Source organism: Streptomyces sp. 35G-GA-8, from assembly GCF_023534745.1.
Classification (GTDB): domain Bacteria; phylum Actinomycetota; class Actinomycetes; order Streptomycetales; family Streptomycetaceae; genus Streptomyces.
Genome location: NZ_JAMHJQ010000005.1, coordinates 40,209 through 64,516, shown reverse-complemented (window position 1 = coordinate 64,516; position 24,308 = coordinate 40,209). Strand labels below are relative to the sequence as shown.

Genomic DNA, 24,308 nt, shown 5'->3' with positions numbered 1-24,308 from the left:
ACCGTACACACCGCACGTAAGTATGGAGCGAGGAACGACTATGCGCATCGATGACTATCGCACCGTCGGCCGCAGCGGCTTGCGGGTCAGCCCCCTCACCCTCGGTGCGATGCTGTTCGAGGACCCGGATCGCGGTTGCGACCGCGAGACCTCGTTCGAGATCATGTCGCGCTACGTCGACGTCGGCGGCAACACGATCGACACGGCGAACATCTACTCGGGCGGCCGCTCCGAAGAGACGGTCGGCGCGTTCCTCGCCACTCGCCCCGAGTTGCGTGACCGGCTGGTGATCTCGACCAAGTTCACCGGCAATCTGTTCCCCGGCGACCCCAACGGCGGCGGCGCGGGCCGAAAGGCACTCATGCGGCAGGTGGAGGGCTCGCTGCGGCGGCTGGGTACGGACTACATCGACCTGTACTGGTTGCACGGCTTCGACCCGCACACCCCGCTCGAAGAGACGGTCGCCGCACTCGATGAGGTGGTGCGTTCGGGGAAGGTCCGCTACGTAGGCTTCTCCGACGTACCCGGCTGGGCGATCGGCCGCGCGGCGACCATCGCCGAGTTCCGCGGCTGGTCGCCGATCGTGGCGCTTCAGCCCGAGTACTCGCTGCTGGCCCGCAGCGCCGAGAGCGAGATCTTCGGCGTCGCCCACGAGCTGCGGCTCGGGATCACCCCCTGGAGCCCGCTCGCCGCGGGCGTTCTGTCCGGCCGCTACACCCGCGCCGACCGTACCCCCGCGGGCGCGGCACGGGCGGGCGCACAGGCGACCCGAGCCCGCCTGTCGGAACACACCTTCGAGGTGCTGGACGCCCTCGGCGACATCGCGACGCGGCAGGGCAGCACCGTCGCCGCGGTCGCACTCGCCTGGGTGCTTCAGCAGCCGCTGGTCACCTCGCCCATCATCGGCACCCGCAGCGTGGCCCACCTGGACAGCGCCCTGTCGGCCCTGCCTGTCACGTTCACGCCCGACGAGCTCGCGGCCCTCGACCAACTGACCACGCCCACACTCGCCTTCCCTTACCCGTACCTGGCGGGCATGGCGCAGCTCCAGCAAGCCGGCACGACCATCAACGGCAGGTTCACGCGGGTCTTCGACGCCGCGTCCTGACGACGTCTCGCGGGGGATCGAGGACTCTCGACCGAGCGGCTCGTGTCATCGCACCATACGAACGTCATGCCCGGCCGGATGCGGATCGGGACGAGGTTTCCAGGGGATGGTCCGCCCGAGTTCAGCGGCAGAGTTCCAGGATTGTGTCCTCGAACCCCGGAAACTCCTGGGTCGCCTGCTCGATGATCGCCGTTGCCGACCGCCCTCGGTCAGGGGCGAATCGCTTCGCCACGGCGGCGAGTTCCGGACGGAGACGCTGGGGCGAGTCGGGGTCGGATTCGGCCATGGCTTCCCAGGGGCCGAAGCCCCCGGCGAGCACCCACAGGAAGTCCCCGAGATCGCGCGCCAGGACACCGGTCTCGCCTTCGGATCCAAGAAAGACAAGAGGCTGGTCCACGAGAGGGTGGTTCGGGCGGATCAGCCAGAACGCGACATATCCGCCAGTGCCGTCCTGGCCGAACACACGGAAGCTGTCTCCGCTCACCTCCGAGTTCCCGGTCCAGGCCCGGAGCCAGTCGGTGGTGTCCTCAGCAGACAGAAAGGCCGGGAAGGGCTCGAAGTCGATTCCTTCGTCGTAGTCAAAGGGCAAAGCGAGTGCGGCGGCGAGTGCGGCAGGGAACTGTCGATCATCGGTAGACATCACGCGGACAGGCTAGCGACCACCACTGACAGCGGACGGCTGATACCTCTGGCCTGTTCCAGAGCGAAGGATGCTGACCGTCATGTCGCCGACCGGTCATTCCGACCTCCGGTCCAGCATGTGCGTGCTGGTCGACGGGAGGAGGCGGTTCCGCCGCCGGACACTGGTCTGATGCTCCGTTCGATGGCTGTGTCACCACCCCCCGGCGAAGAAGTTGGCGAGCGCCTGGGGTGAGTCCGCCGCATTCGTGGTGTTCGCGAAGGCGATGACGAGCACAACGGCTGCCAGGAGCGCCGATGCGGTACCGCCGAACTTCATCGCGCGCCTCGCGCGTACGTCGGACGACGTCTTCAGCCGCCTCCACAACACGACACTCGCACCGGCCAGCGCGAGCGCGAGCAGGGCGGCCATGCCGGCCAGAACGGCGTGGTAGGTGGCGAACTCGCTGATCATGAGGGTGAGGGCGGGGGAGTGCTGACCGCCGGGAGCGACAGCGAGTTGCTGTTGAACCTGGGCGAGGGTCGCGCTGAGTTCGTCGTCCGCGCCATCGCCCGTCAGCATGGGCAGCAACGAGGCGAACGGAGCCGCCGCGCCCTGCAGATTGGCCACCAGCGCCACAAGGGCGAAGAGCCCGAGCACCCCGACGGGGACCCCGGGCAACAGGAAGGGAACCCGGCCGACCCGCCCGCTGAGCTGCTGCCGAAAACGCCGCCAGAGGACGACACCGAGCGCCACGGACACCACGAGGAGCAGCGCGGAGACACCGGCCTTGACGAGATGGAAGCGGAACCAGAAGGTGACAGTGGCTTCCAGCTGGGCGGGGAAGTCCCGGCTGCCGGAGCCCCAATAGGCGACGAATCCCCGGCTGAAGGAATCGCCGACGTTCGCCGTATTGACGGAACTCCGGGCCAGCGCGTTGGGCGCGAGGAAGAAGGCAACGAGGAGCGCTCCGGCCAGGGAGGTCAGGAGGCCGATCTGCCTCCGTGGCGCGGCGGTGAGGCGGGACAGGGGTTCGAGGCTGTTCATGGAGGACTTTCGGCTTGTAAGAGGCGGCGTCTTTCCGCGGGGGCCGGGGGCCGGAACCCCCCAGAACGGGAAGCTATCCCGGAGGCGATCATCCGGTCCCTGGAGCCAGCCTCCCTCTACGAGGTGGGGCTAACCCGACCAGAGCTGCGCCGCGCGCCGGAACATGGGGCCGCATCGGCCGGACTCCCATCGTGGGGGTCCGGGTCCGGGACTCCGGCCGAGTGTCGATGACGGGCATGACCAGTTACGAGCAGGGTGAGCGGCCCCGGCTGATCAACCCATCCGCGAGTACCGGGGCACAAAGAACGAGTCGAAGGGCTTCTGTCGGCGGGACTTCCACGATCTACGCGGCTGTATCGCGGGCACCGGAATGTCCTTGATCGCACAATTGTCAGAAGCTGCCGAAGAAGCGGTCCCACCAGCTGGGACGCCGATCATGCCAGGGCAGTTGGCTCGGCCCTGCGTAGTCGCACTCCAATAGCTCCTCGGGAACGACCGCGTACCCGAGGTCGGCCAATGTCCCCATCACCTTGTCCAGATCCGCAGCGTCCAACTCGCCCTCGGCTTGCGCTTCCCCCGTGCCCAGGAAGGCGCCGGGGTTGTCGGCGCAGACCAGCGCCAGAGAACCGAACTTGCTCACGCAGACAACGATGCGGGTTCCGCACACCGTCGCATCGGCCGGCACGGTGACCCGCCCGTACTCACTGGAGTCCTGTGTGTCCCGCTCGCTGACACATGGCGCGGCGAAGTCGTCCTCAAGCCGCGCCACGAGAACGTTGAACAGCGCGCCAATCTCACCACGGTTGTAACTGCGAGGCCACTCCAGCCACTCGGGGTCGTCGAGCTCGCGCAACAAGGACACCAGATCTTCTTTGTGCTCCGCCACGCGCAGATCTTGGCGGATCAGCAGAAGACCGCGCAAGCCCGACCTTACTCATTACTCATTCAACTTCAGTAGTCCGACGCTGCGAGCATGGGCAGCTTCCGCGCCCTCACCTCTTCGAGGTAGACACTCTCCCCTGGCGTGCGGGCACAGACTCCCAGCTTTCCTCTGAACGCCATGGCGATGAGGATCGGCAGGATTCCATCCAGCATCATGCTCTTGTGCAGGTGCAGGCTCTGTGCTCGTTCGGCGAGAACCCGCTGCACGAAATCGGTGAACTCCAGGGGATCGATTTCCACCATCCCCATGAGGTCGTCTCCGAATCCGGACGGCACACGATATTCCTCCGAGAGCGTCTTCACCGTTCCCAGGAAGATGCGCGCGACGGAATTGGCCGGGCTCCAGATCGTGTCGTCACTGATGTCGAAGGTGTAGCTCATGACGGCCAGTCCAGGAGCTGTTCCGTAGACGGTCTCCCCCGCATGCCTTGCAGGGGTTGGAGATGGAGACCCCGATGCCTGGCTGGCACGAGCCGTTCGCCGGGTTCTCTCACTACGAGTGCGAAGGGCACCCATCGACAAGCTCGGCGGTCCCTCGAACGGATCATCGGATCACCGGAGGCCCCGCCTCGATGCGGCGTAGCACCGGGGGCAGACGGTCCAGGTCGGGGCCGGTCTGAACCTGCCGCTCGTCCCACCAGGTGGCGCCGGCGTCGTGCAGCCGGCCGATCACGTCCTTGGCTTTGGCCGCGTCCGGGGGCGTGGCTCCGCCGAGCACGAACTCGAAGGGGTGCTCGGCCCCGGCCGCTGTGCGCTGCTTGCGCACGTAGGCGACCAGTTCCCGTACCTCCGCCGCATCCGGTACGTGACCATGCCGGGCCGTCTCGAACAGGGGCACCGCGCCGTCCCACCGTGCTGCCCGCCGCATGGGCGCACGTCGCGGCCAGAACCCGCCGATCCACACCGGTGGACGGGGCTGCTGCACGGTGGCGGGCAGCAGCGTCACGTCCCGGACCTCATAGTGCCGGCCGTGGTGGTCCACCGGCCGGCCGGACCAGAGGTGCCCCAACAACTCCAGTCCCTCGTCCAGCCGCTCGGCGAGGAGCCGCGGCTCGGCGGTGTCGCCGAAGCTGCGGTATTCGTCCTCGACCGGACCGCCCAGGCCCGCCGCGAAGATGACCCGACCGCCGCTGAGGTGGTCCAAGGTGGCCACTTGGCGGGCGAGTTGCTGCGGACGATAACGGGGGACCGGTGTCAGTAGGGTGCCCAATCGGATCCGGGAGGTCGCCAGCGCGGCGGCGGTCAGCAGCATCCAGGGGTCTCCGAAGGGACGCCCCTGATGCTGCCGGTGCAGTACGTGGTCCCAGACGAAGAGGCCGTCCCAGCCGGCCTGTTCGGCGGCAGTCGCTACGGTCGCGACGTTTCGGGGGTCGGCGAAGTCGCCGAAGTTGGGGATGTTGATGGAGAAGCGCATCCCAGCAGGATGCGCAGCCGGCCAGGAAGGCGCAATCGGATTCACGCCGCGCGGCAGGACAGTCCGTCACAGGCTCGTGAAGAGGTCGTCCAACGGGGCCGGTGTCCGGCCGGGAGCGAGGTTTTCGACCAGGAGACGGCCGTAGCGGATCTTGCGGCCCTTCTTCGTGCCGAGAAAGCGCCGCAGCTGCTGTGGGCGGGGCCTACCCCGCTGTGCGGGCTGGCGCAGGAATGTCTCCCAGGCACGCAGGTCGCCCTCGGCGTGGATGATCTCCTCGACCTTCTCCGTGCCCAGCGCGCGGATGAGCTCGTCCTCCAGGTCCGCCGCGCAGACGAAGAAGCCCCGCCCCGGCGCTCCGGCCCGCGTCAAGGCGCGGTCGTAGAAGCGCTGCTCGCCCTCGTCACACAGTCCCGTCAGGCGCAGACCAAGGCCGGGCAGCCCGAGCAGGCCGGCGTAGCGGCCTATGCTCATCGCCCCGCCCATCGACACCACACACACCCCTTCGGCGGCAAGGTCCCGGCGACGCCGTGTGGCCAGCGCCTCGACGGCCGCGAGGTCACTGGCACCTTCCAGCAGCACCGCCGTGCCCAACCTCAGCCGCACGGCCAGTTCACTCGCCGGTCCGCCGGGGCCGCCGGCTGCCCAGCGATCGACCGCGTCCCGAAACGCCCACATGTCCGCCATGGAGCGGAGTCTGCACGCTCACCGACCCGCACGACACACAATATTCCGACCGCCCGAGCATCGGCCGATCCTCCGCCTTGCGATGCCCAGTGCTGTGACCGCATAGGTTCGCCGGGTCGGTGGTCGTGGCGGTTGGATGTGCGGTGACGTCCGATCCGATTGCTGGAGGCGCGGTGGCCGAGCCCGTTCGTGTGCGCAGACTGACCGATCAGGAGGGGCAGAAGCCGCAGCAGATCGTGCGCCGGGGCAGCACCAGTTCGCTTCCCGGACCGGGTGTTCGCCTTCGACGAGTTCGGCCCGCTGGGGATCCGGCCCACAGCGGGCTCGGGCTGGGCCGAACGACGGCGCCCCGTCGGCTGCTGGCCACGTACCACCGCACCCATGGAGTCCGGTACTTCCACGGATGCTACTCAGTGGGCAACGACTGCCTGTGGGGCGTGAACCGGTGCAAGAAGGGAGTCGTGAACACGCTGGCCGCGCTGAAGTCGATCCGCGCTGCCCGGCCCGACGGCGCCCCGATCTACGTGATCCTGGACAATCTGTCCGCCCACAAGGGCGCCGACATCCGTCGCTGAGCGAAGAAACACAAGGTCGAGCTGTGCTTCACCCCGGCCTACGCCTCGTGGGCAAACCCGTTCGAAGGGCACGTCGGACCGCCGCGGCAGTTCACCATCGCCAACTCCCACCACCCCAACGACACCGCGCAGACCCGGACCCTTCACGCCTACCTTCGCTGGCGCAACGCCAACGCCCCAGGTCACAGCACCGCCTCCGCCGCGGATCTGTCTGGGCTACTTGACCAGCCGGAAGGCGGGGTGCCCAACCCAGGCCCGCAGGAACTCCGCCGTTCCCAGCGCCATCCAGTCGTCGTCCGCGATCCCCAACACCCCCGGAAGGCCAGCAATGACCGATGCCTGTCCGTCCAGCAGCTCGGCTTTGGCCACGCCCCCGATGACGTCCATGACAGCGGCGGTCAGCAGGGCCGTGGCCACGTGGTCGATCTCGCCATTGCAGCCGGCGCTGACATTGACGGCATGGGTCGGCCTGAAGCCGAGGATGGCCTCCACCTCGGGCTCGTCCGCGTGCTCAGCCTCGAAGAGGCTCTCATCGCCGACACCCGGCCCCATCAAGTAGACCAGGAAGGGCCGACGCCATTCCTCGCGCTGCGGATTGAATCCCACCAGGGCCGTGAGCTCCTCGTCCGTGGAGTGGCTGCCGAGGAGTGGAAGCGGGAACGGCTTTCGCCAGTCCTCCTCTCGCCTGTCCTCGACGCCCAGTCGTTCTGCGGGCACGTTGACGTCGAAGAACCCGGGCCGCATCTCAGCGAAGTGGGAGGAGAGCCCCACCATCAACGCGCGGAACTCCCGCAGCGCAGCCGGGAAGAGCGGCTCCGCCAACTCGATCACCAACGTCGGACCAGACATGCTGGGAGCCTAGTTTGATCGGCTCCGCGACCGCTCAAATTGTTCCCACACCGAGCCCAGCCGGTCCGAGCACCGACGCCGCCCACCCGGCGAACCTGTGCGGTCAGAGCACTAGCCGTCCGAATCGCCGAGTTGGTTCGAGTTCCGGCTCCGGCTCGTACGGCTCGCCCGGCGCACCGACTCCCCCGCCGCCAGGGTCGCGGCGGACACCGCGCGTACCCAGCGCGGGCCACCCCGTGCCGCCCACACGACGCAGACGCACCCTCCGAGGGCGAGCACGAGAACGCCGGACAAGATGAGCACGGTCATGCGCATCCCCTTTCCTCTGTTGCGGTGTCCGCGTCATCCTCTCAGTCCGTGAAACGGGGCCCCGGAGTGGCCCAGGAATCCGGCGCTCCCTCCCCTGATCCGCGATGCGGAGGGCTGCGCGGCCGACGGTGCCGACAGGAGGTGAAGGGGATCGTCGCAGGTCGGGTCCTGTGCGCGGGTTGTGGCGGCGGCAACGGTGGCGGCCGGAGCGGAAGTACACCCCGGACGCCACCGCGCACCCAGGGCTCTTCCCGGCCCCCGACGGCTAATTGGAAATAAACCTAACTAGCCCTTGACGGCCAACTGGAAACAAACCTAACTTTCAATAACCACCCCCCGTGGAGCGCACCACGTCCATGGACCCCCCGCCCGGATTGTCATGTCCGCCTCATGAAGGGTCAGCCATGCCCTCAACGCTCCTCAAGAGACTGCGTCCCACCGCGATCCTCACCCTGGCCATAGCCCTGTTCCTCGGCCTCGGTGTCACCGCCCAGGCCGGTGCCTCCGCCCCGGCCGTCGGTCAGGACCGCATTACCCCGGCCGCCCGCGCGGCCGACACCCCTGTCAGCATCAACGGCAAGGTCCGCGTCTGCGGCACCAAGCTTTGTAACGCCTCCGGCGTCCCGATCCAACTGCGCGGGATGAGCACCCACGGCACCCAGTGGTACGCGCAGTGCGTGACCGACGGATCGCTGGACGCCCTCGCCAACGACTGGAACGGCGACATCCTCCGCGTGTCCACCTATGTACAGGAGGGCGGCTACGAGACCGACCCGGCCAAGTTCACCGACCTCGCGAGCCGGATCGTCGACCAGGCCACCGCGCGTGGTCTGTATGTGATCGTCGACTGGCACCAGCTCACCCCGGGCGACCCCAACGCCAACACCGCCCGGGCCCGCACCTTCTTCACCGAGATGGCGCGCCGCCACAAGGACAAGGTCAACGTCCTGTGGGAGATCGCCAACGAGCCGAACGGCGTCTCCTGGCCGCAGATCAAGAGCTACGCCGAGACCATCATCCCGGTGGTCCGGGCCCAGGACCCCGACGGCGTCGTCCTCGTCGGCACCCGCGCCTGGTCCTCGCTCGGCGTCTCCGACGGCGCCAACGAGACCGAGGTCGTCAACAACCCGGTGAACGCGAGCAACATCATGTACACGTTCCACTTCTACGCCGCGTCCCACAAAACGGAGTACCTGAACACGCTCTCCCGGGCCGCGGACCGCATCCCCATGTTCGTCACGGAGTTCGGCACCCAGAACTACGCGGGTGAGGGCGCCAACGACTTCACCCAGTCGCAGCGTTACATCGATCTGATGGCTCAGAAGAAGATCAGCTGGACCAACTGGAACTACTCGGACGACAACCGATCCGGCGCCGTCTTCAAGACCGGCACCTGCGCACGCGGCCAGTGGGCCGGCACCTCGGTCCTCAAGGAGGCCGGCATCTGGATTCGCGACCGGATCCGCAGCGGCGGCTTCTAAGCGACCGAGTCCGTCCGGGGCCCTCCCGGGCGGCTGCTCAAGGGGCCCTCTCCCGGACTCGGGAGAGGGCCTTGTCCGTTGGCGCGACAACGCAGGTATGTGTCAGGCGAAAAAGGACGCCCAACTGATTGACAGTGACCTGTCAAGGCGCTTCACTTCCTCGAATAGGTACGAATCAGCCCAGGGCCCCGGTCGACTCGCGACGCCGTCGTGTGATCGATGCGCACGCACGCTCATCGGGATCCCTGCCACGAGAGTGAGGCGACTTCGATGCCGGACATGCCAGCAGACAACGTTGTCGGTCGCCGATCGCGGCGCTCCCTGCCGGGCGCGGCTGTGGGAGTACACCTGGTCAGGTTCCTCCTGGCGACCGTCGTCGCCGCCACGGTACTGGTCCCGGTATCGGCGACCGCCACCGCTTCCACCGCTTCCTCTGCCTCCACCCCTTCCGCCGATTCCGCCGCGGTGTGTGCCCTGTTCTGCGACACACGGGATCCCTCGCTCGCCCGGCAGGAGAGCTTCCCCGTGCCGGACAAGGACCTCAACGGCCGCCGGCTGGAGCTGCATGTGTCGGACGTGGACGACATGGCGTGGGCGAGCATCGACGGCGGGACCACGGGTGACTCGGTCTGGCTGGACCGTTCCTGGGACGGCGGTGCGACCTGGGAACCGCTTCTGGGCAAGGCGAGTATCCCGAGTACGTGGACCGGTACCAGAACACTGATGTACAACATCACCGACCCCGTGAGCAACCGGCGGGGCCTGGTGCGCGCCTGTGGCGACGCCAACGCCGTCGCCTGCACGAACTGGGCCTACAAGAGCGTGTGCGACACCCTGTGCGACGGCGTCGACACGGGGCAGGCCGCGGGCGACGACCAGCCCGTACCCCCCACTTCTCTGTATGGCCGCACCATCCGGCTGCATGTCGACCAGAAGAACTCCATGGCCTGGGGCAGCATCGAAGGCGGCGGCCCCGGCGACGAGATATGGCTGGACCGCTCCTGGAACGGCGGGAGCGGCTGGCCGGACGGGTCCTCGCTCGGCCGCACCGGCGTGCCGGCCGGAGCGACCGCGACCCACACCACGATGTTCGCCACCCGCGACCCCCGAGGTCTCCTCTACGGCGGCGCGGTGCGCGCCTGCGGCCGGGAGGCCAGTCACCAGGAGGGCAGTTGCACCGCGTGGGTGAGGCCGGTGCCGTCCAGGCCCCGCGCGGCGGCGGACGCACTGATGTCGTCCTACAACCCGTACGAGGGCTGGTGGAAGAGCAGTTGGTGGAACTCCGCCGCCACCCTCACCTCCCTGATCGACTTCGCCCGGCGCACCGGAACGCATGACTACGACTGGGTCATCGCGCGCACCTTCGACCAGAACAAGGGAACGTTCCCCGCCGGCGCGCGGGGCACGGACCCGATCGAGGGCCACTTCATCAGCCGGGCGATCGACGACGCCGCCTGGTGGGGGATGGCCTGGCTGGCCGCGTACGACTACACCCACGATTCCCGTTACCTGAACGAGGCCGTGACCATCACCAGTTACGTGCACCAGTACTGGGACACCAGCACCTGCGGCGGCGGAGTGTGGTGGGACCGCGAGCGAACGTACAAGAACGCTGTGACCAACGGGCAGTACCTGTGGCTGACCGCGTCACTGCACCAGCGCATCAGCGGCGACACCGTGTGGGGGCAGCGGGCGACGACGGCCGCGGCGTGGTTCCGCTCCAGCGGGCTGATCAACTCCTCGGGGCTGGTGAACGACGGGCTGAACTCCGCCTGCCGCAACAACGGTGACACGGTGTGGAGTTACAACCAGGGGCTCGCCATCGGCGGCCTGCTGGAGGCGTCGAAGGTGACCGGCGACAGTTCGCTGCTCGCTGCCGCCCGTACTTTGGCCGATGCGGCGATGTCCAGCCCGCGACTGACCACGAACGGGGTGCTCACCGAGTCCTGCGATGTCGGTCAGGCGGCCTGTGACGACAACCAGAAGCAGTTCAAGGGCATCTTCATGCGGTTCCTGAACGACCTTCAGCACGCGACCGGATCCGCCGCCTACCGTTCCTACATCCAACGGCAGGCGGACTCGCTGTGGGCCACGGACCGTGACTCGCTCAACGCCCTCGGCGTGCGGTGGGCGGGCGGCAGTCCGAACCAGACGGACTGGCGTACTCAGGCCAGCGCCCTCGGCGCGCTCACCGCGGCCTCCTGACACGCGTACCCGCGGGGGGCGTCAAGTCCCGGTGGAGTGTGAGGCCGACTCGCCCGGTCGATCACGCAGTTTGGCGGCGATGCGCACCAGTGCCTGCTGGTCGGCGGCGGGGAGTGGGTCGAGCACGTACTGCCGTACGGAGCGGACGTGGGTGGGCGCGGCGGCGACCACCACGTCGTAGCCGGCGTCCGTGAGGGCGGCGACGGTGTACCGGCCGTCGTCGGGGTCGGGCGAACGCTCCACCCAGCCCCGCTGCTCGAACCGTTTGACGACGTTGGACAGGCGCGAGAGGGAGCCGTTGGCGAGATAGGCCAGCTCGCTCATCCGCAGCCGGCGCTCCGGGGCCTCCGAGATGTGGCTGAGGGCCAGGTACTCGAAGAGGGTCAGGCCGGTCTTCTGGTGCAGCGGCGATTCCAGCCTCCCCGGGAGCAGCAGGACCAGCGAGACCAGCCCGGTCCATGCCTCCTTCTCGTCCGCGGTCAGCCACAGCGCGCTGTCGGAGGCGTCCTCGGGGGGGTCGGGGTTCGAGGTTTCGGCCATGGCGGCACCCTATCGAACGGTCGTGACTTCACGCGTGAAGTTAAATCATGGTATCTTCACTTCACGCTTGAAGTCAAGATTGAGAGGGGTGCCATGAGCGAGCCGGAGTTCTTCGCCACACCTGGATACGGTGAGACGCAGTTGGCCAACATGCACTACAACCAGGCGGTTCGCATCGGCGACCGCGTCGAGACGTCCGGCCAAGGGGGGTGGGACGATGACTGGAACTTCCCTGAGGCCCTTGAGGATGAGATCGTCCAGGCCTTTGCCAATGTCGAGCGGACCCTCAACCTGGCCGGCGCCACGTGGCGTGACGTCATCGCCGTGAACTCCTACCACATCCCCGACGCCCCCGACTTCATCGGAGAGGTCCACAACCGCGTCATGGTGGAACAGTTCCGCGAGCGCATGGGCGACCGCGCGCCCATCTGGACCGAGACCGGTGTGCCGGCCCTCGGTGCCCCGACGATGCGCGTCGAGATCCGCGTCACCGCCATCATCCGACGCGACGGCTGACCGGCACACCGGCACACCACGCCACGCCACACCACCGCATCGCGGTGGCGTCGCGCCGGAGTTCCGGAGTTCCGGAGTTCCGGAGTCCTCAGGGTCCGGTGCGGGCGCCGCCGATCGCCTCGTCCAGAATCGTCAGGCCGAGAGAGAGCTCGTCCTCGGTGGCGGTCAGCGGTGGTGCGATCCGCAGGACTCCGCCCATGCCGGGGAGCTGGACGATATTTGTGTGCAGGCCGAGTTCGAGGCAGCGTCGGGTGACCCGGCTGCCCAGTTCGTCGGAGCTCTGCTTCGTCTCGCGGTCGACGACGAGTTCGAGCCCGGCCAGCATGCCCCGGCCACGGATGTCGCCGACGACCGCGTGGCGTCCGGCGATGTCCGCCAGGCCGTCACGGAGGAACGCGCCCAGCGACCGCGCGCGCTCGTCGAGTTTGTCGGCGAGCAGGACGTCGAGGACGGTATTGCCGACCGCGGCCACCAGCGGATCGGCGACATGCGTGGTGAAGAACAGAAACCCGCGCCTGTGCGCCTCCTGCTCGATCTCGGGGCTGGTGATCACGGCCGCGAGGGGGAGTCCGGCGCCGAGCGTCTTGGACAGGGTGAGGATGTCGGGGACGACACCGTCGCGCTCGAACGCGTACCAGGTCCCGGTGCGGCAGAGGCCCGTCTGAGCCTCGTCCAGGATCAACAGCATGTCGCGTTCCCGGCACTTCTCCCGCAGGGCCGCGAAATACCCGACCGGCGGCTCGATGATGCCGCCCGAGCTCAGAATCGGTTCGACGAGGCACGCGGCCAGGCTGCCCGTCGACTGGGCGTCGATCAGGTCGAAGGCGAAGTCGAGCTGACGATTCCAGTCCAGCGAGCCGTCGGCCGCGGTGAAGTCGGGCCGGTACGCGTTCGGTACGGGGATGGCGAAGTTGCCGGGGGCGGCCGGGCCGTAGCCCTTGCGCCCCGTGCTGTAGGTGGCGGACGCGGCGGCCTGTGTCATGCCGTGCCAGGACCGCGCGAACGAGACGATCTCGTGTTTGCCGGTGACGAGCTTGGCCATCCGGATCGCGGCCTCATTCGACTCGGCGCCGGTGGTCAGCAGCAGCGCTTTCTCCAGCGGCGCGGGCAGTGTGTCGGCCAGCCGCCGGGCGAGGTCGACCACCGGACGGCTGAGCATGCCGCTGTAGAGATGATCAAGGGTCGCGACCTGTCGCTGGACGGTCGCGACGATCGCCGGGTGCGAGTGGCCGAGGAGCGCGCTCATCTGGCCTGAGGTGAAGTCGAGGATCTTCCGGCCGTCCGCGGTGAACAGGAAACTTCCGGCGGCGCGGTCGATGATCTCGCGGGTGAACTCGCCGCCGTAGCGCACGAGGTGCCTTTCGGCATCGGACCAGAAGGATTCGGCGGACGGCGGGGCGGTCGAAGCAGCCATGCCTCTGACGGTAAGTCGCGCCGAGCGACACGTCCATCTCGCGATTCCGGCTTTCCTGTTCGGTGGAACCGCACAACAATGGGCGCGTGATGAACCCGTGGAGGCTACGGCTGCTGAGCCGGCTGGACACGCTGGGCACCGTTCGGGCGGTCGCCAAAGCCGCCAACCTGAGCCCGTCGAACGTCTCCCAGCAACTCGCCCTGTTGGAGGCCGAGACGCGTACCCAGCTGCTGGAACGAACGGGGCGGCGGGTACGGCTGACCCCGGCCGGGCTGATCCTGGCGCGACGGGCGCGGGCGATACTCGATCACATGGACGCCGTCGAGGCCGAGCTGCGCGGGCTTGGCGAAGAACCGGCCGGGCTGGTGAGGATGGGGGCGTTCCAGAGCGCCATCCACACCATGTCCGTGCCGGCGGTCACCCGCCTGGCGCGCGAGTATCCACGCCTCACCGTCGAGCTGCTGCAGCTGGAACCGCACGAGAGCATGCCCGCGCTGCGCGGTGGCGACGTGGACATCATCATCACGACCACGAACTTCGACGAGCTGCCCCTGGGGCCGGACCTCGACCTCGTGCCGCTGGCCACGGACCCGATCCTGCTGGTGACACCGCCCGGGCATCCCGCGGCCGGCCGCGGCACCGTGGACATCGCGGCCTACGCCGACGAGCCATGGGCGTTCGACATGCCCCAGTCGTACATGGCGAATCTCGCGCTTCGACTGTGCCGTCAAGCGAGTTTCGAGCCACGGGTGGTGTGCCGGTTCAGCAACTACATGATGACCTTGCAGCATGTCGAGGCCGGGCTGTCGATCGCGCTGCTGCCCGGCCTGGCGGTCGACCGCCGGTATCGCGTCGCCACCAGGGCACTCGCGACTCCTGTGACGCGCACGATCACGGCGGCGATCCGCCGCAGCGGCCGGAGCACACCACCTCGCGCGGCGGTGCGTGTCGTGCTGGACGCGCTGCGGCACAATCCGCACCCACCGCTGCCGGGGCATGACTGATCGACCGACTCCGGGTGGCAGGTGTCCCTCCCACCAGCGGGGCACCCTGCCCTGGACGATCCTCACGCCGCCATGAGCGTGACCACCTCCCGGCACACCGTGCGCGGGCGCTCGGAGACCACTTCCAGTACCCAGGTCCCCGGACCGCCCTCCAGCTCCGCGCGGAAAGCCTCACCGTCGGGGACGAAGGCGACAGGATCGCCGTACGGAACATCGTCCCGGCGCAGCACCGCCCGCAGATTCCGGTCAGCGAGACCCGATCCCACGGCCCGCACCTCGAACGGCTCGCCGGCCGCCGCGCACTCGGGGACCTCAAGGCCGAACTCCTCGTCGGCCGCGAGCATGTCGCCGGCCGGCAGGCCCTCCCTGATGACGGCGAGCTGGTGGCCCACAGCACCACCGCCGGCCATGTCGGCGTGCCGGTAGCCGTTCCAGATCCCGTCCTCCTTGTAGTCGAGCGCCCAGCCGGCGAAGGCGGATTCCTGCGGCACCGTCCCGTCACCGGACCACGGACGGCCGGCGTCCAGATCCGTGGTGAACCGCAAGCCGTCGGGCGACAGTTCGACTCCGTGCACCGTCGGGTGTGCCATTCCCCCGAGGCAGTGCACGCGGTAGGGCAGTCGGCCGCCCGCGTCGCCGCGGCGATTGGCCTCGCGGGCGTCCCGGAACTCGTCGTGGAAGGCGAAAGCGTCCTTGACCAGGGCCGTGGGCAGGTCCGGCACCGGGTGACGGGAGTCGTTGAGGTGGCGCCGCCGGCTCTTGCCCGGAATACGGACCGCGTCGTACACGGGCAGCAGCTGGGCCACGGAGGGCAGGGTCAGGGCGAGTTCGCGCAGCGTTTCGTTGACGACACGGCCGGTCGCGCCGAGTCCCAGCCGGCGCAGTCCGCCGTCACCGGGCAGCGGTCCCACGCCGTTGCCGGTCAGGAACCGGACGGCCTTGGCGGCGCCGCGGTGCGGCGTGCCCAGCGTGACCAGGGTGCGGGCAGTCTCCCGGCCGCCCAGGCACTCCAGGTAGTAGCGGCCGATCAGACCCCCCATCGAGTGACAGATCAGAATGACCTTCGGTTCGTCGGGGTGGCCCGGGTAGTGGTGGCCGGCCTGCTCGCGCCACCGGGCGAGCTCGCGCTCGACACGTGCCTTCAGATCCTGGGCGGCCAGCCGGTTGGAGAGCCGCCAGTCGTATGCGAAGGGCACGTACTGTCCCTCGGCCATAGCGCCGAGCGCGGCCCTGACATCCGGGTACCCCAGACAGGAGAGCAGCCCGGGCATGGCGTCCGGGGACTTCAGCAGTCCCTCCGCCACCAGCCGGTGCTCCTCGTCGGGACGGTCGTCGCCGATGTCCGGCGGCAGGGCCATACCCGCCATGGCCCGTCCCGGCCGCCGGAGCTGGAACAGAGCCTGCCTGGACTGGTTCCAGACGTCCCTGCCGTCCCTGGTCAGCCGACTGCCGAGGATCCCCGGTACAAACACCACGAGGTCGTGCTTCACTGTCCGCTCTCTCTCTTTTCTGTCCGTGCCTCACGGCTGTTCCGACGTGCTGTCGGTCGTCATCCGGTCCGCGAAGAAGGCGTGGGGCAGCCGGATCAGGTCGCAGCGGTGGTCTCCTTGCAGGGCCACCACCAGACCGTCGGGGTCCGGCGCGGCGTCCGCCGCCCGGACCGCGTAGCCGCGCGGGGGCACCCCGTCGCCGTGCGGCCGTCTCCTGTCCCGCAGGTCCCACACCGCCGGCGCGGCGCGTTCGTCGCACACCAGCAGCAGTGGCCGTTCCGGGGCACCGCCGAAGACCAGAGAGGTCACTCCCCGTACCGTGCCCGGAAGGTTCTGCCATGTCTCGACCCCGCCCCAGAACTCGGCGACCTTGACCTTGCCGCCGTCCACCCAGGCCAGCAGTGGGAAGGACTCCTCGTCGTCCGGGTCGTACAGCTCACCCAGTGCGAGCCGGGTGGGCTCGGCGTCCTCGTCCCGGCCGGGCAGCGCGATGCGCGCGGTCATCTCCAGTCGGCCCTCCCGGTGCTCCCACAGCAGTAGTTCGTCCCCCACGTCCGCGGCCAGCCATATCGTGCCGTCCCGCATCCCCCGGGCATCGACCGCGCAAGAACGCAGTCCCGCCGGAACCGGCTCGCCTCTGAGCCACCCCCGCGAGGCGTCGACCGGCATCTCCGCGTGATCGATGCGCTGCCGGTCCGGCGCGTAGATCCGGAGCCTGTCGGCGGCCCGGTCGACGACCAGGCCGAGCGAGGGCACCCGGTTGCCGGCGTCGCCGCCCAGCGTCAGATCGTGCTCGGCCCGTACGGACAGATCGTCGGCCAACCGCCAGAGCCGTACGGTCCGCCGCGCCGCCGCGACCACGATCCAGGCGTCGGCGCAGCGCACCGCGCGGACCGCGGTCACCTGCGCGAGGTGAGTGAGGACCTCGGCCGGGCCGGTGGCGGGAGCGCCGTCGCGGGGCCGGGACACGAGGATCCGCTCGCCCCACACACGGCACAGCAGCGGCGGTCCTTCGGGCGCCCCCGCCAGCGCGACCAGCGGCTTCTGGTCGTGCGGGCGCCCGGGCAGGCCACTACTCGGCGCCATCACCGGTCCCACCTCCAGCATCCGGATGTCGGGACCGTCGGCGAGGGCCAGCACTCCCTGTCCACCGGGTTCGAAGGCCATGGCCTCGTCCCTCGGTTCACTCAGCCGGAACCGCGCCTCGTACCGCTGGTCCTCGACGTCGAGGACGCGGACCGTGAGGTTTTCGAGCAGGGCCAGGAGCGTGCGATCGCCATGGTGCCCGAAGGCCATGCCCCGGGCCGGGGAATCGAGGAGCCGCACCCGGTTCACCACGGGCAGCGCGGACGGCGCCCGGTCGTCCGTCTCGCACCGCCAGACCCGGACCTCGCTGCCGTCCGCGACCGCGAGCCAGCCGAGCTTCCCGCCCTCCCTCGCCGACGGCGCGCCCTCGGGTGCCGCGGTCGCGGCGGCGGCCAGCGCGGGCGCCGTGAGGTCGCCGAGATCCGTGCCCTCGGTCAGCAGACCGCCGGTCCGACCGGTCCTCCGGTCGGCCTCGTACAGCATCGCTCGCTGCCCCACCACCAGGGCGAACAGCCGGGATCCCAGCACGAGCGCGGCCAGCCGCTCGGCGTCGGCCATGCTGATGTCCACCAGGCTCTCGTCCCCGCGGTGCGTGGCGCCCCGTTGCCAGCGCCACAACCACACCCGCCGGCCGTCGGCGGCCAGGACAACGGTTTCCTTGGCCCGTTGGGCGGCGGCGAGGCTGCGCACCGCGCCGCCCCAGTGATAGACGTACTCGGGCAGCCGGGAGTCGGACCGCCAGAAGTAAAGCGCCCGGCCGTCCCGGGCGACGGTGATCCAATGCGGCCCCGTGCCCACCTCCCGCACCTCGGTGAGCGCGTCGCCCCGCTCCCGGTCCGCGCCGTGCGTCCGGCGGGTGAGGAGCCGTCGGCCCGACTCCGGATGCAGCATCAGCACCTCGCCCCGGCCCCCCGCGGCCAGGGTGTCCCCGGACAGCGGTTCCGCCGGCCCCGTGCCGCCCCGCCAGCTCAGCGCCCTCGCCCCGCCCAGCGGAGCGGGCCTGCGCCACTCGACCGGGTCGGGCAGCATGTCCGTCCAGTACTCCCGCCACGGCAGAAACCCGTCGATCCGTTCCAGGGTCCGGTACGACCGTTCGCGGTGGCTGACGAACGCGGTCGCCCGTAACAGCGCCTTGCGGGCCGTGAGGTCCGCGGTGTCGCGGAAGGCATGGGCGACCCGCCCGTACAGGGCCGCACCGTCGCACTCCCGGGCCAGGGTGGACGCGAGCGGCAGCATGACGTCCGGACTGGTCCGGAGAAGGAACTCGACGTCCTCGAACAGCGCCCGCAGTTCCTCCACTCCGACCTGCGCGGCGTGCGCGCCGAGATAGTGCAGCGTGTACGCGTCGGCGTCGGACCAGCCTTCCCCGGCCCGCGCGCGCAGCGCCCGCACCACGGTGCGGTGCGCCTGGGGCGCGTCGAGGCGGGCCTGCCGCAGGAAGTACGCCCCATAGCTGGGGTGGGCCAGGTGATGGACGGTGTCCTGGGTGTCGGGCGCGGGCTGGGCGGTGACGATACCGCCCGCCGCGCTCAGCACCACGCGTCGCAGATCCCCGGCCGTCAGTTCCGGACTGCCCGCGTCGCGCAGCGCGTTGGCGAGCATCAGCCACGGTCCGCGACGGGACAGCCCACGCCCCTGGACGACGGCCAGCGGGCGCAGGAGTTCCTGGGCGCGCTCCGCGTCCAGCTGGGCGGTGAGATGTCCCACCTCCTCGGCGAGGCGTTCGCTCAGGGCCATCCCTCCTTGGCGCATCCACTCGGCGAGTTCCGCCTCGGTCACCGCCCGGAGCCGCCGGGCGAGTTCCCGAGCGGCGAGCCGGGCCACCAGGAACGAGCCACGGCTCTCGGCCGCGACGCGCCCCGCGATCCACTCCCGCTCGGAGCTGTGCTCCTCCCCGTGGTAGGGCGAGCCCACGCGGTCCAGGACGGAGGCGGCCATGCCGGCGATGCTGTGCCTGGCCTCCTCGTCGTCCCCCAGGACGAGAGGAGCGACGCTCTGATCGAGCGTGTCCAGCAGTGTTTCCTCCAACGTCCGCGCGCTGGTACGGCGCCGGGGCTGGGGGCGGGTGGCGACGACCACCCGGACGCCCCACAGTGCGGACAGGGGGTTCAGCAGATGCCGGGCGATGTCGTGCGCCTGCTCGGGCATCGCCTCGTCGAGGGCGTCGAAGAGCAGATTCAGGGAGCCCGCACGCTGAACGAGTTCGTCGACCGCCGCGCGGCACTTCTCCGGTGTCACCGCGGTGCCCGGCAGTGGGTCCATGCCGTCGAGCCGGGACAACACCTGCCACAGCGCCGCCGTGAGCGAGTGCAGCGACTGCCCCCGGCAGGACAGGGCCGCCTGTACCGTTCCCGCTCTCGGCAAGGTCGAGGGCACCAACTCCGGTCCGATGGCCTCACGCCACCCCGGAAGCGAGGTCAGGGCGAGGCGGCCGAGCAGGGCCGTCTTGCCGGCACCGGCGGGCCCGGTCACCGCGAGCAGCCCCCTCGGATGGGTGTCCATCCAGCGCACCACGCGGCCGAGGGCTCCATGCCGTCCGGCGAAGTGGCGCCGCAGATGGCTGTCGTCCTCAAGCCCGAACTGCTCGGCACCCAGCCATGGTTCACTGCCGCGCAGCAGCGCGGGGGTGTAGACGCGCCGTTTGCCGTCGACGAAGAACGGGTTGTCCAGGAAGCTGTTGGGCAGCGACCGTACCTCCGTGTGGCCCGGGCGCTGCGCCGGCTCGTCGAGGCCCGAGGTCGCCGCCGCGGCGGCGACCGCCTCGATCAGATAGGGGACGGGCAGATACAGCGCGGCGCTGTCGAAGGGGCGGGCGTGGTCCGCCGCGACGAAGTCCGGGGTGGCCAGGACATCCTCCAGCCATCGGACCCAGCGTCCGTCGGGCACCGACACATCGATCCCGGACGTGCCGATGACGACGAACCCGGTCCTTCGGTTCCTGCGCGCCCACCGCACGCTCGCCCGTTCCGACGACAGGGCATGCTCCAGTGCGTGGGACAAGTGACCGTGCGAGAAGCAGGCGTCGACGATCAGCAGGGTGTCCGTCTCACAGTCCGGTCGCAGGAGCCGGTCCACGAGATCGGTCAGCGCGATCGCTCGCTCCGGGTCGAAGAATCCGTCCGTTGCCGAGTCCTCGCAGGCGAGGAAGTAGCCCTCGCGGCGCATGTCGACCCCGTGACCCGTCCAGTAGAGGATCTTCCGCTCGGCGTCATGGGCGAGAAAGCTCTCCAGCCCCTCCCAGAGCCGCCGCCGGGTGGCGCCCTCCTCGTCGATACGGACCGCGTCGCCGAAGTCCAGCCTCTTCCGGGCGACTTCGGTGAACCGTCGGCGCACCTCCGCCACGTTCCGCAGGTCCGGCAGCAGCGCACGGCCGCCCGGGGGATGGGCGTACCGGGACACCGCCACCGTACCCACCAGAGCGGATGCGCGTCGCTCGGATCTGATCAATGCCAGGGGCTCGGCCACAGCACGTCCGTATCATGTCCGGGTCTGGTGTGCGGATACATGCAAGCTATCAACTCGTCTGCTGCAAAGGATTATTGATGACTCCTCGGGTGCATCGGGACAGATTCACCGTGGTCGGCCGCGAGACGGACTGCCATATCTACGAGGGCGACGGGACCCGTCCCATCAAGGAGGACGACGTCCGCGTCAAGTACCGGCCGCAGCGGGTGGAGTTCCCTGAGGAGATCGGCGGCTGGCGCCATGCCATCCAGGAGGCCGAGGAACGCAAGGAGGCCCTCGGCCGGCCGCATCGCTGGAACAACACGCGCTTCGCCGTCGAACGCGTCGTCGTGACCCGTACCCACCTCGCCGAAGACCCCGTCGTGACCCTCACACTCCAGGACGCCGACTACTACGACTTCCTCACCACGTCGATCAACCTGGACCGTACGCAGCAGAACGGGCTGACCCTGCGCGAGCAGTATCTGGAGAGCCGGGACCCGGTCCTGGCACCCCCCTTCATGAACTGCAGCTTCGGTGTGAACGTGGCGCTGGAGACGGGCCGGGACGGCAAGATGCTCTTCTCCCACCGCAGCGCCCAGGTGGTCGGGCCGAACCGCTCACGCTGGAACTCCTCCGCGAACGAGGGCATGGCCCGGGATCACGATCTCCCGGACGACGGCAGCCCGATCAGCCTGTACGCCGTCGCCCGGCGGGCCATGTTCGAAGAGCTCGCCGTGCACACGACCGACACGCTCGACCTGGAACTCCTGGGCTTCGGCCTCGACCTGCGCAACAACCAGTGGGCGGCTTTCTTCCGCGCCGTGCTGCCCGACCTGGACGAGAAGACACTGCGGCTGCGCTGGACGCGCGGCGTGGGCGACAAGTGGGAGCACGACCGCTTCGCCTTCGTCACCGCCGACCCCGAGTCGGTACTCGACTTCATGGCGGAACAGCCGGCCGAGACCTGGACCCCCTGCGCCCCCGCCCTCTTCTATCTCGCCCTGGTACGGGGTGCCGTACGGCGGGCGGGAGGCGACCCGGCGGCCCGCTTCGAGGTGGAGGAGGCGGAGGAGCGCGTCATCGAACGCCGGGGTCTGTGACAGCCGAGGCCCTGGCAGTCAGGAGATGAGCGAGCGGCCTGTGGGCGCCAGGCGCAGTATCCGGGGGGCCGCTGTCTGCTCCCGCTCGATGCCCGGCAGGATCTCGTCCCGTACGAGGGGATGGGCCTGTACATCGGCGAGGTGCCGTCGGTAGGCGCTCTCGTCGGGGTACGAGGTGAAGACCACGGCGACGTTCTCTCCGGTGCGGACCGGCAGCCTGGAGAAGGTGTTGTGTGCCGTCTCGGTGATGAGGGTCGCGAGCGGCGCCGGTCCGGTCTTGTGGAGCACGGGGAGGAGACCGTCCCGGATCAGTTCGATGCCGTCGTGTCGTCCGAGAGGGAACGACCAGACAGTGGCGGACACGAATCGCTCCGGTTCCGGAGCGCCGGCCCGGGGGCGCTCGGACGGCGAGACAGCGAAGCCGCCCCCGTCCGACAGGGGACGCAGGAGAAGGACATCGTCGGAGTCGATCATGGTGGCGTTGGCTTGGGGACCGTGCTCGGCCCAGACGGGGCCGCCGTAGAAGGCCGTCAGCGCGTGGTGCCGTTCCGCCATGTCCTGGAACCCGCGCAGCCAGACGAAGCAATCCGGATCGTCGAGGTCCCGGAACTGGCCGAGCACGACCATCCCGGTCGTCTCCTGGGTTTCGATGAACTCCCGGTCGAACAGTTCGATGAGCTCGTCGCGCCGACCGGATCGCAGCGTGTACCGGCGAAGCTCGATCACGGTGGGGCGGTCGACGGGGTGGGTGGGAGGCACGGGGGGCTCCTGTTCAGTTCTCTTCCGGGGGCGCGCGTCCCCGGCTCGTTCGGTCGGAGCCGGGCGCGGGGGCCAACGGTAGGGGAGCCGTGTGACAGGTAGTGTCAGGGTTTCCGGGGAGGATGCCCATGTCTGCCAGTCGATTGCTGTCGGTGCTGCTTCTGCTGCAATCCCGGGGCCGTGTGTCCGCGCGAGAGCTCGCCGACGAGCTGGGCGTGTCCGTGCGGACCGCCTACCGTGACATGGCGCGTCTCCAGGCCGCCGGGGTCCCGGTCTACGCGGAGCCGGGTCGCGGAGGCGGTTATCAGCTGGTCGACGGCTATCGCACCCGGCTGACGGGGATGAGCGAGGGCGAGGCGCGGGCCCTGTTCTTCGCCGGGCTGCCGGGGCCCGCCGCGGACCTGGGGCTGGAGGCGGAGATGACGGCAGCACGGCTGAAGCTGCTGGCCGCGCTCCCGACGGGACTGCGCGAGGAGGCGGTGCGGACCGCGGCGGTGTTCCACCTGGACGCTCCGGGCTGGTACCGGGAGCCCGAGCCGACCCCGTATCTGCCCGTGTTCGTCGACGCGGTGCTCAGCCAACGTGAGGTGGACGTGCACTACCGCCGCTGGCGCGCGCCGCAAGAGGTGCGTCGCCGGCTTCGGCCCTACGGCCTGGTGCTCAAGTCCGGTATCTGGTACCTCGTGGCCGCCGCGAGGAACCGGATCGCGACCTATCGCGTGACTCAAGTCCTCGACGCGGTGCCGAGCGACGAGCGGTTCAGCCGACCGGGGGACTTCGACCTGGGCGCGTACTGGACCTCGTACCTCGATGACTTCCAGGCACGCCGCTACACCGGCACTGCCACCATTCGCCTGTCCCCACGGGGACGCCGGCGACTGCCCGACAACGTCTCCCCGGAGGTGGTGCGGGCAGTCGACACCACCGCGAGCGCCGTGGGCGACGACGGATGGGTCGAGGCGGTCATCCCGACCGAGAGCACCGAGCACGCGTGCGGTGAGCTGCTGCGGCTCGGTGTCGACGTCGAGGTCGTCGCGCCACCCGAACTGCGCCGAGCCATGGCCGACACGGTAGGCGTACTCGCCAGAGCCTACGGATCCGGCTGATCCGGGGATCCGTTCCCCGTGGTGGCCGTGAGGGCCCCGGTCCCGCGTCGGTCGCTGACAGGTGGCGGCGGTGAGCGTTCTCCTACTCTGGTGTGACGTGCGACCAGGACCACCGTCGTCAAGGGAGATGCACATGCTCAGTAAGCGGGAAGCCGCCGAAGCCGTACGCCAGGCCAAGGTGAAGACCGGGGTCACCTGGGCCCAACTGGCGGAAGCGGTCGGCAGGCCGCTTGCCTGGACCACCGCGGCCCTGCTCGGCCAGCACCCGATGGGCGAGGAAGAGGCGGCCACGGCGGCGGCACTGCTCGAACTCGGCGAGGACGCCGCCCTTGCTTTCCAACTCCAGCCGACCCGGGGCGCCCTGGACGCGGCCGTCCCCGTGGATCCCACGATCTACCGGCTCTATGAGGTCGTGCAGGTCTACGGGCCCACGATCAAGGAGCTGATCCACGAACAGTGCGGCGACGGCATCATGAGCGCGATCAACTTCCGGCTCGACGTCCGGCGTGTTCCCGACCCGGCGGGCGATCGGGTCGTCATCACACTTGACGGGAAGTATCTGCCTTACCAGTGGGAGTGAACAGCCGGAATGCGGGCCTCCGCTGTCAGGAGC

Annotated in this window: 21 protein-coding genes and 1 pseudogene; 9 read left to right on the top strand and 13 right to left on the bottom strand. The window is 69.4% G+C overall.

Going from position 1 to position 24,308, the window contains the following annotated elements:
- Positions 1 to 40: 40 nt before the first annotated feature.
- Positions 41 to 1,108, top strand: a complete 1,068-nt coding sequence (locus M1203_RS12365) for an aldo/keto reductase (RefSeq protein ID WP_249949673.1) — start codon at positions 41 to 43, stop codon at positions 1,106 to 1,108.
- A gap of 121 nt (positions 1,109 to 1,229) precedes the next feature.
- Here the strand turns inward: M1203_RS12365 and M1203_RS12360 are convergent, their stop codons facing one another.
- The 6 genes from M1203_RS12360 to M1203_RS12335 all read right to left on the bottom strand — a co-directional run bounded on the left by M1203_RS12360 (position 1,230) and on the right by M1203_RS12335 (position 5,814).
- Positions 1,230 to 1,748, bottom strand: coding sequence for an SMI1/KNR4 family protein (locus tag M1203_RS12360; protein ID WP_249950020.1), 519 nt, complete (start codon positions 1,746 to 1,748; stop codon positions 1,230 to 1,232).
- A 192-nt stretch (positions 1,749 to 1,940) separates the two neighbouring features.
- The gene (locus M1203_RS12355) at positions 1,941 to 2,774 is read right to left on the bottom strand and encodes a tat (twin-arginine translocation) pathway signal sequence (protein ID WP_249949672.1); all 834 of its coding nucleotides are present in this window, start codon (positions 2,772 to 2,774) and stop codon (positions 1,941 to 1,943) included.
- Positions 2,775 to 3,165: 391 nt separating this feature from the next.
- Entirely contained in the window at positions 3,166 to 3,696 is a 531-nt protein-coding gene (locus M1203_RS12350; protein ID WP_249949671.1) for a hypothetical protein, read from the bottom strand.
- 29 nt (positions 3,697 to 3,725) lie between these two features.
- A complete protein-coding gene (locus tag M1203_RS12345; RefSeq protein WP_249949670.1) occupies positions 3,726 to 4,097 on the bottom strand; it encodes a DUF6086 family protein in 372 nt (123 codons plus the stop codon).
- A gap of 163 nt (positions 4,098 to 4,260) precedes the next feature.
- Positions 4,261 to 5,130 (bottom strand): LLM class flavin-dependent oxidoreductase, encoded by an 870-nt coding sequence (locus M1203_RS12340; protein ID WP_249949669.1) that lies wholly within the window; start codon positions 5,128 to 5,130, stop codon positions 4,261 to 4,263.
- Between the two features lie 66 nt (positions 5,131 to 5,196).
- Positions 5,197 to 5,814: a TOPRIM nucleotidyl transferase/hydrolase domain-containing protein gene (locus tag M1203_RS12335; RefSeq protein ID WP_249949668.1), complete on the bottom strand. Its 618-nt coding sequence runs from the start codon at positions 5,812 to 5,814 to the stop codon at positions 5,197 to 5,199.
- A gap of 258 nt (positions 5,815 to 6,072) precedes the next feature.
- Between M1203_RS12335 and M1203_RS12330 the strand changes: the two are divergent.
- Positions 6,073 to 6,566, top strand: a pseudogene (locus M1203_RS12330) (transposase); the annotation flags it as partial.
- A gap of 39 nt (positions 6,567 to 6,605) precedes the next feature.
- On the opposite strand, the gene M1203_RS12325 reads toward M1203_RS12330, so the two are convergent.
- Positions 6,606 to 7,238 carry a DUF6368 family protein gene (locus M1203_RS12325; protein WP_249949667.1) on the bottom strand — a complete coding sequence of 211 codons (633 nt, stop codon included), beginning with the start codon at positions 7,236 to 7,238 and terminating at the stop codon, positions 6,606 to 6,608.
- A gap of 111 nt (positions 7,239 to 7,349) precedes the next feature.
- The gene (locus M1203_RS12320) at positions 7,350 to 7,547 is read right to left on the bottom strand and encodes a hypothetical protein (RefSeq protein WP_249949666.1); all 198 of its coding nucleotides are present in this window, start codon (positions 7,545 to 7,547) and stop codon (positions 7,350 to 7,352) included.
- 404 nt (positions 7,548 to 7,951) lie between these two features.
- On the opposite strand from M1203_RS12320, the gene M1203_RS12315 reads away from it, so the two are divergent.
- Together M1203_RS12315 and M1203_RS12310 are read left to right on the top strand one after the other, a co-directional pair.
- Positions 7,952 to 9,028, top strand: a complete 1,077-nt coding sequence (locus tag M1203_RS12315) for a glycoside hydrolase family 5 protein (protein WP_249949665.1) — start codon at positions 7,952 to 7,954, stop codon at positions 9,026 to 9,028.
- 279 nt (positions 9,029 to 9,307) lie between these two features.
- Positions 9,308 to 11,233, top strand: a complete 1,926-nt coding sequence (locus tag M1203_RS12310) for a glycoside hydrolase family 76 protein (protein WP_249949664.1) — start codon at positions 9,308 to 9,310, stop codon at positions 11,231 to 11,233.
- A gap of 21 nt (positions 11,234 to 11,254) precedes the next feature.
- Here M1203_RS12310 and M1203_RS12305 read toward each other — a convergent pair whose 3' ends face one another.
- Positions 11,255 to 11,773, bottom strand: a complete 519-nt coding sequence (locus M1203_RS12305) for a MarR family winged helix-turn-helix transcriptional regulator (RefSeq protein WP_249949663.1) — start codon at positions 11,771 to 11,773, stop codon at positions 11,255 to 11,257.
- Positions 11,774 to 11,866: 93 nt separating this feature from the next.
- On the opposite strand from M1203_RS12305, the gene M1203_RS12300 reads away from it, so the two are divergent.
- The gene (locus tag M1203_RS12300) at positions 11,867 to 12,289 is read left to right on the top strand and encodes a Rid family hydrolase (protein WP_249949662.1); all 423 of its coding nucleotides are present in this window, start codon (positions 11,867 to 11,869) and stop codon (positions 12,287 to 12,289) included.
- 88 nt (positions 12,290 to 12,377) lie between these two features.
- On the opposite strand, the gene M1203_RS12295 is transcribed toward M1203_RS12300, so the two are convergent.
- Positions 12,378 to 13,703, bottom strand: coding sequence for an aspartate aminotransferase family protein (locus M1203_RS12295; RefSeq protein ID WP_249949661.1), 1,326 nt, complete (start codon positions 13,701 to 13,703; stop codon positions 12,378 to 12,380).
- An 89-nt stretch (positions 13,704 to 13,792) separates the two neighbouring features.
- Between M1203_RS12295 and M1203_RS12290 the strand changes: the two genes are divergently transcribed.
- Positions 13,793 to 14,707: a LysR family transcriptional regulator gene (locus M1203_RS12290; protein WP_249950019.1), complete on the top strand. Its 915-nt coding sequence runs from the start codon at positions 13,793 to 13,795 to the stop codon at positions 14,705 to 14,707.
- Positions 14,708 to 14,769: 62 nt separating this feature from the next.
- Here M1203_RS12290 and M1203_RS12285 read toward each other — a convergent pair whose 3' ends face one another.
- Together M1203_RS12285 and M1203_RS12280 are read right to left on the bottom strand one after the other, a co-directional pair.
- The gene (locus M1203_RS12285) at positions 14,770 to 16,182 is read right to left on the bottom strand and encodes a hypothetical protein (protein WP_249949660.1); all 1,413 of its coding nucleotides are present in this window, start codon (positions 16,180 to 16,182) and stop codon (positions 14,770 to 14,772) included.
- A 45-nt stretch (positions 16,183 to 16,227) separates the two neighbouring features.
- Positions 16,228 to 20,748, bottom strand: a complete 4,521-nt coding sequence (locus tag M1203_RS12280) for a peptidase C14 caspase catalytic subunit p20 (RefSeq protein WP_249949659.1) — start codon at positions 20,746 to 20,748, stop codon at positions 16,228 to 16,230.
- 77 nt (positions 20,749 to 20,825) lie between these two features.
- On the opposite strand from M1203_RS12280, the gene M1203_RS12275 reads away from it, so the two are divergent.
- On the top strand, positions 20,826 to 21,830 hold the full coding sequence (locus M1203_RS12275) for a translation initiation factor 2 (RefSeq protein ID WP_249949658.1): 1,005 nt from the start codon (positions 20,826 to 20,828) through the stop codon (positions 21,828 to 21,830).
- Between the two features lie 18 nt (positions 21,831 to 21,848).
- Here the strand turns inward: M1203_RS12275 and M1203_RS12270 are convergent, their stop codons facing one another.
- Positions 21,849 to 22,589, bottom strand: a complete 741-nt coding sequence (locus M1203_RS12270) for an NIPSNAP family protein (protein ID WP_249949657.1) — start codon at positions 22,587 to 22,589, stop codon at positions 21,849 to 21,851.
- A 128-nt stretch (positions 22,590 to 22,717) separates the two neighbouring features.
- Between M1203_RS12270 and M1203_RS12265 the strand changes: the two genes are divergently transcribed.
- Positions 22,718 to 23,695 carry a YafY family protein gene (locus M1203_RS12265; RefSeq protein ID WP_249949656.1) on the top strand — a complete coding sequence of 326 codons (978 nt, stop codon included), beginning with the start codon at positions 22,718 to 22,720 and terminating at the stop codon, positions 23,693 to 23,695.
- 133 nt (positions 23,696 to 23,828) lie between these two features.
- On the top strand, positions 23,829 to 24,275 hold the full coding sequence (gene cynS / locus M1203_RS12260) for a cyanase (protein WP_249949655.1): 447 nt from the start codon (positions 23,829 to 23,831) through the stop codon (positions 24,273 to 24,275).
- Positions 24,276 to 24,308: the final 33 nt, after the last annotated feature.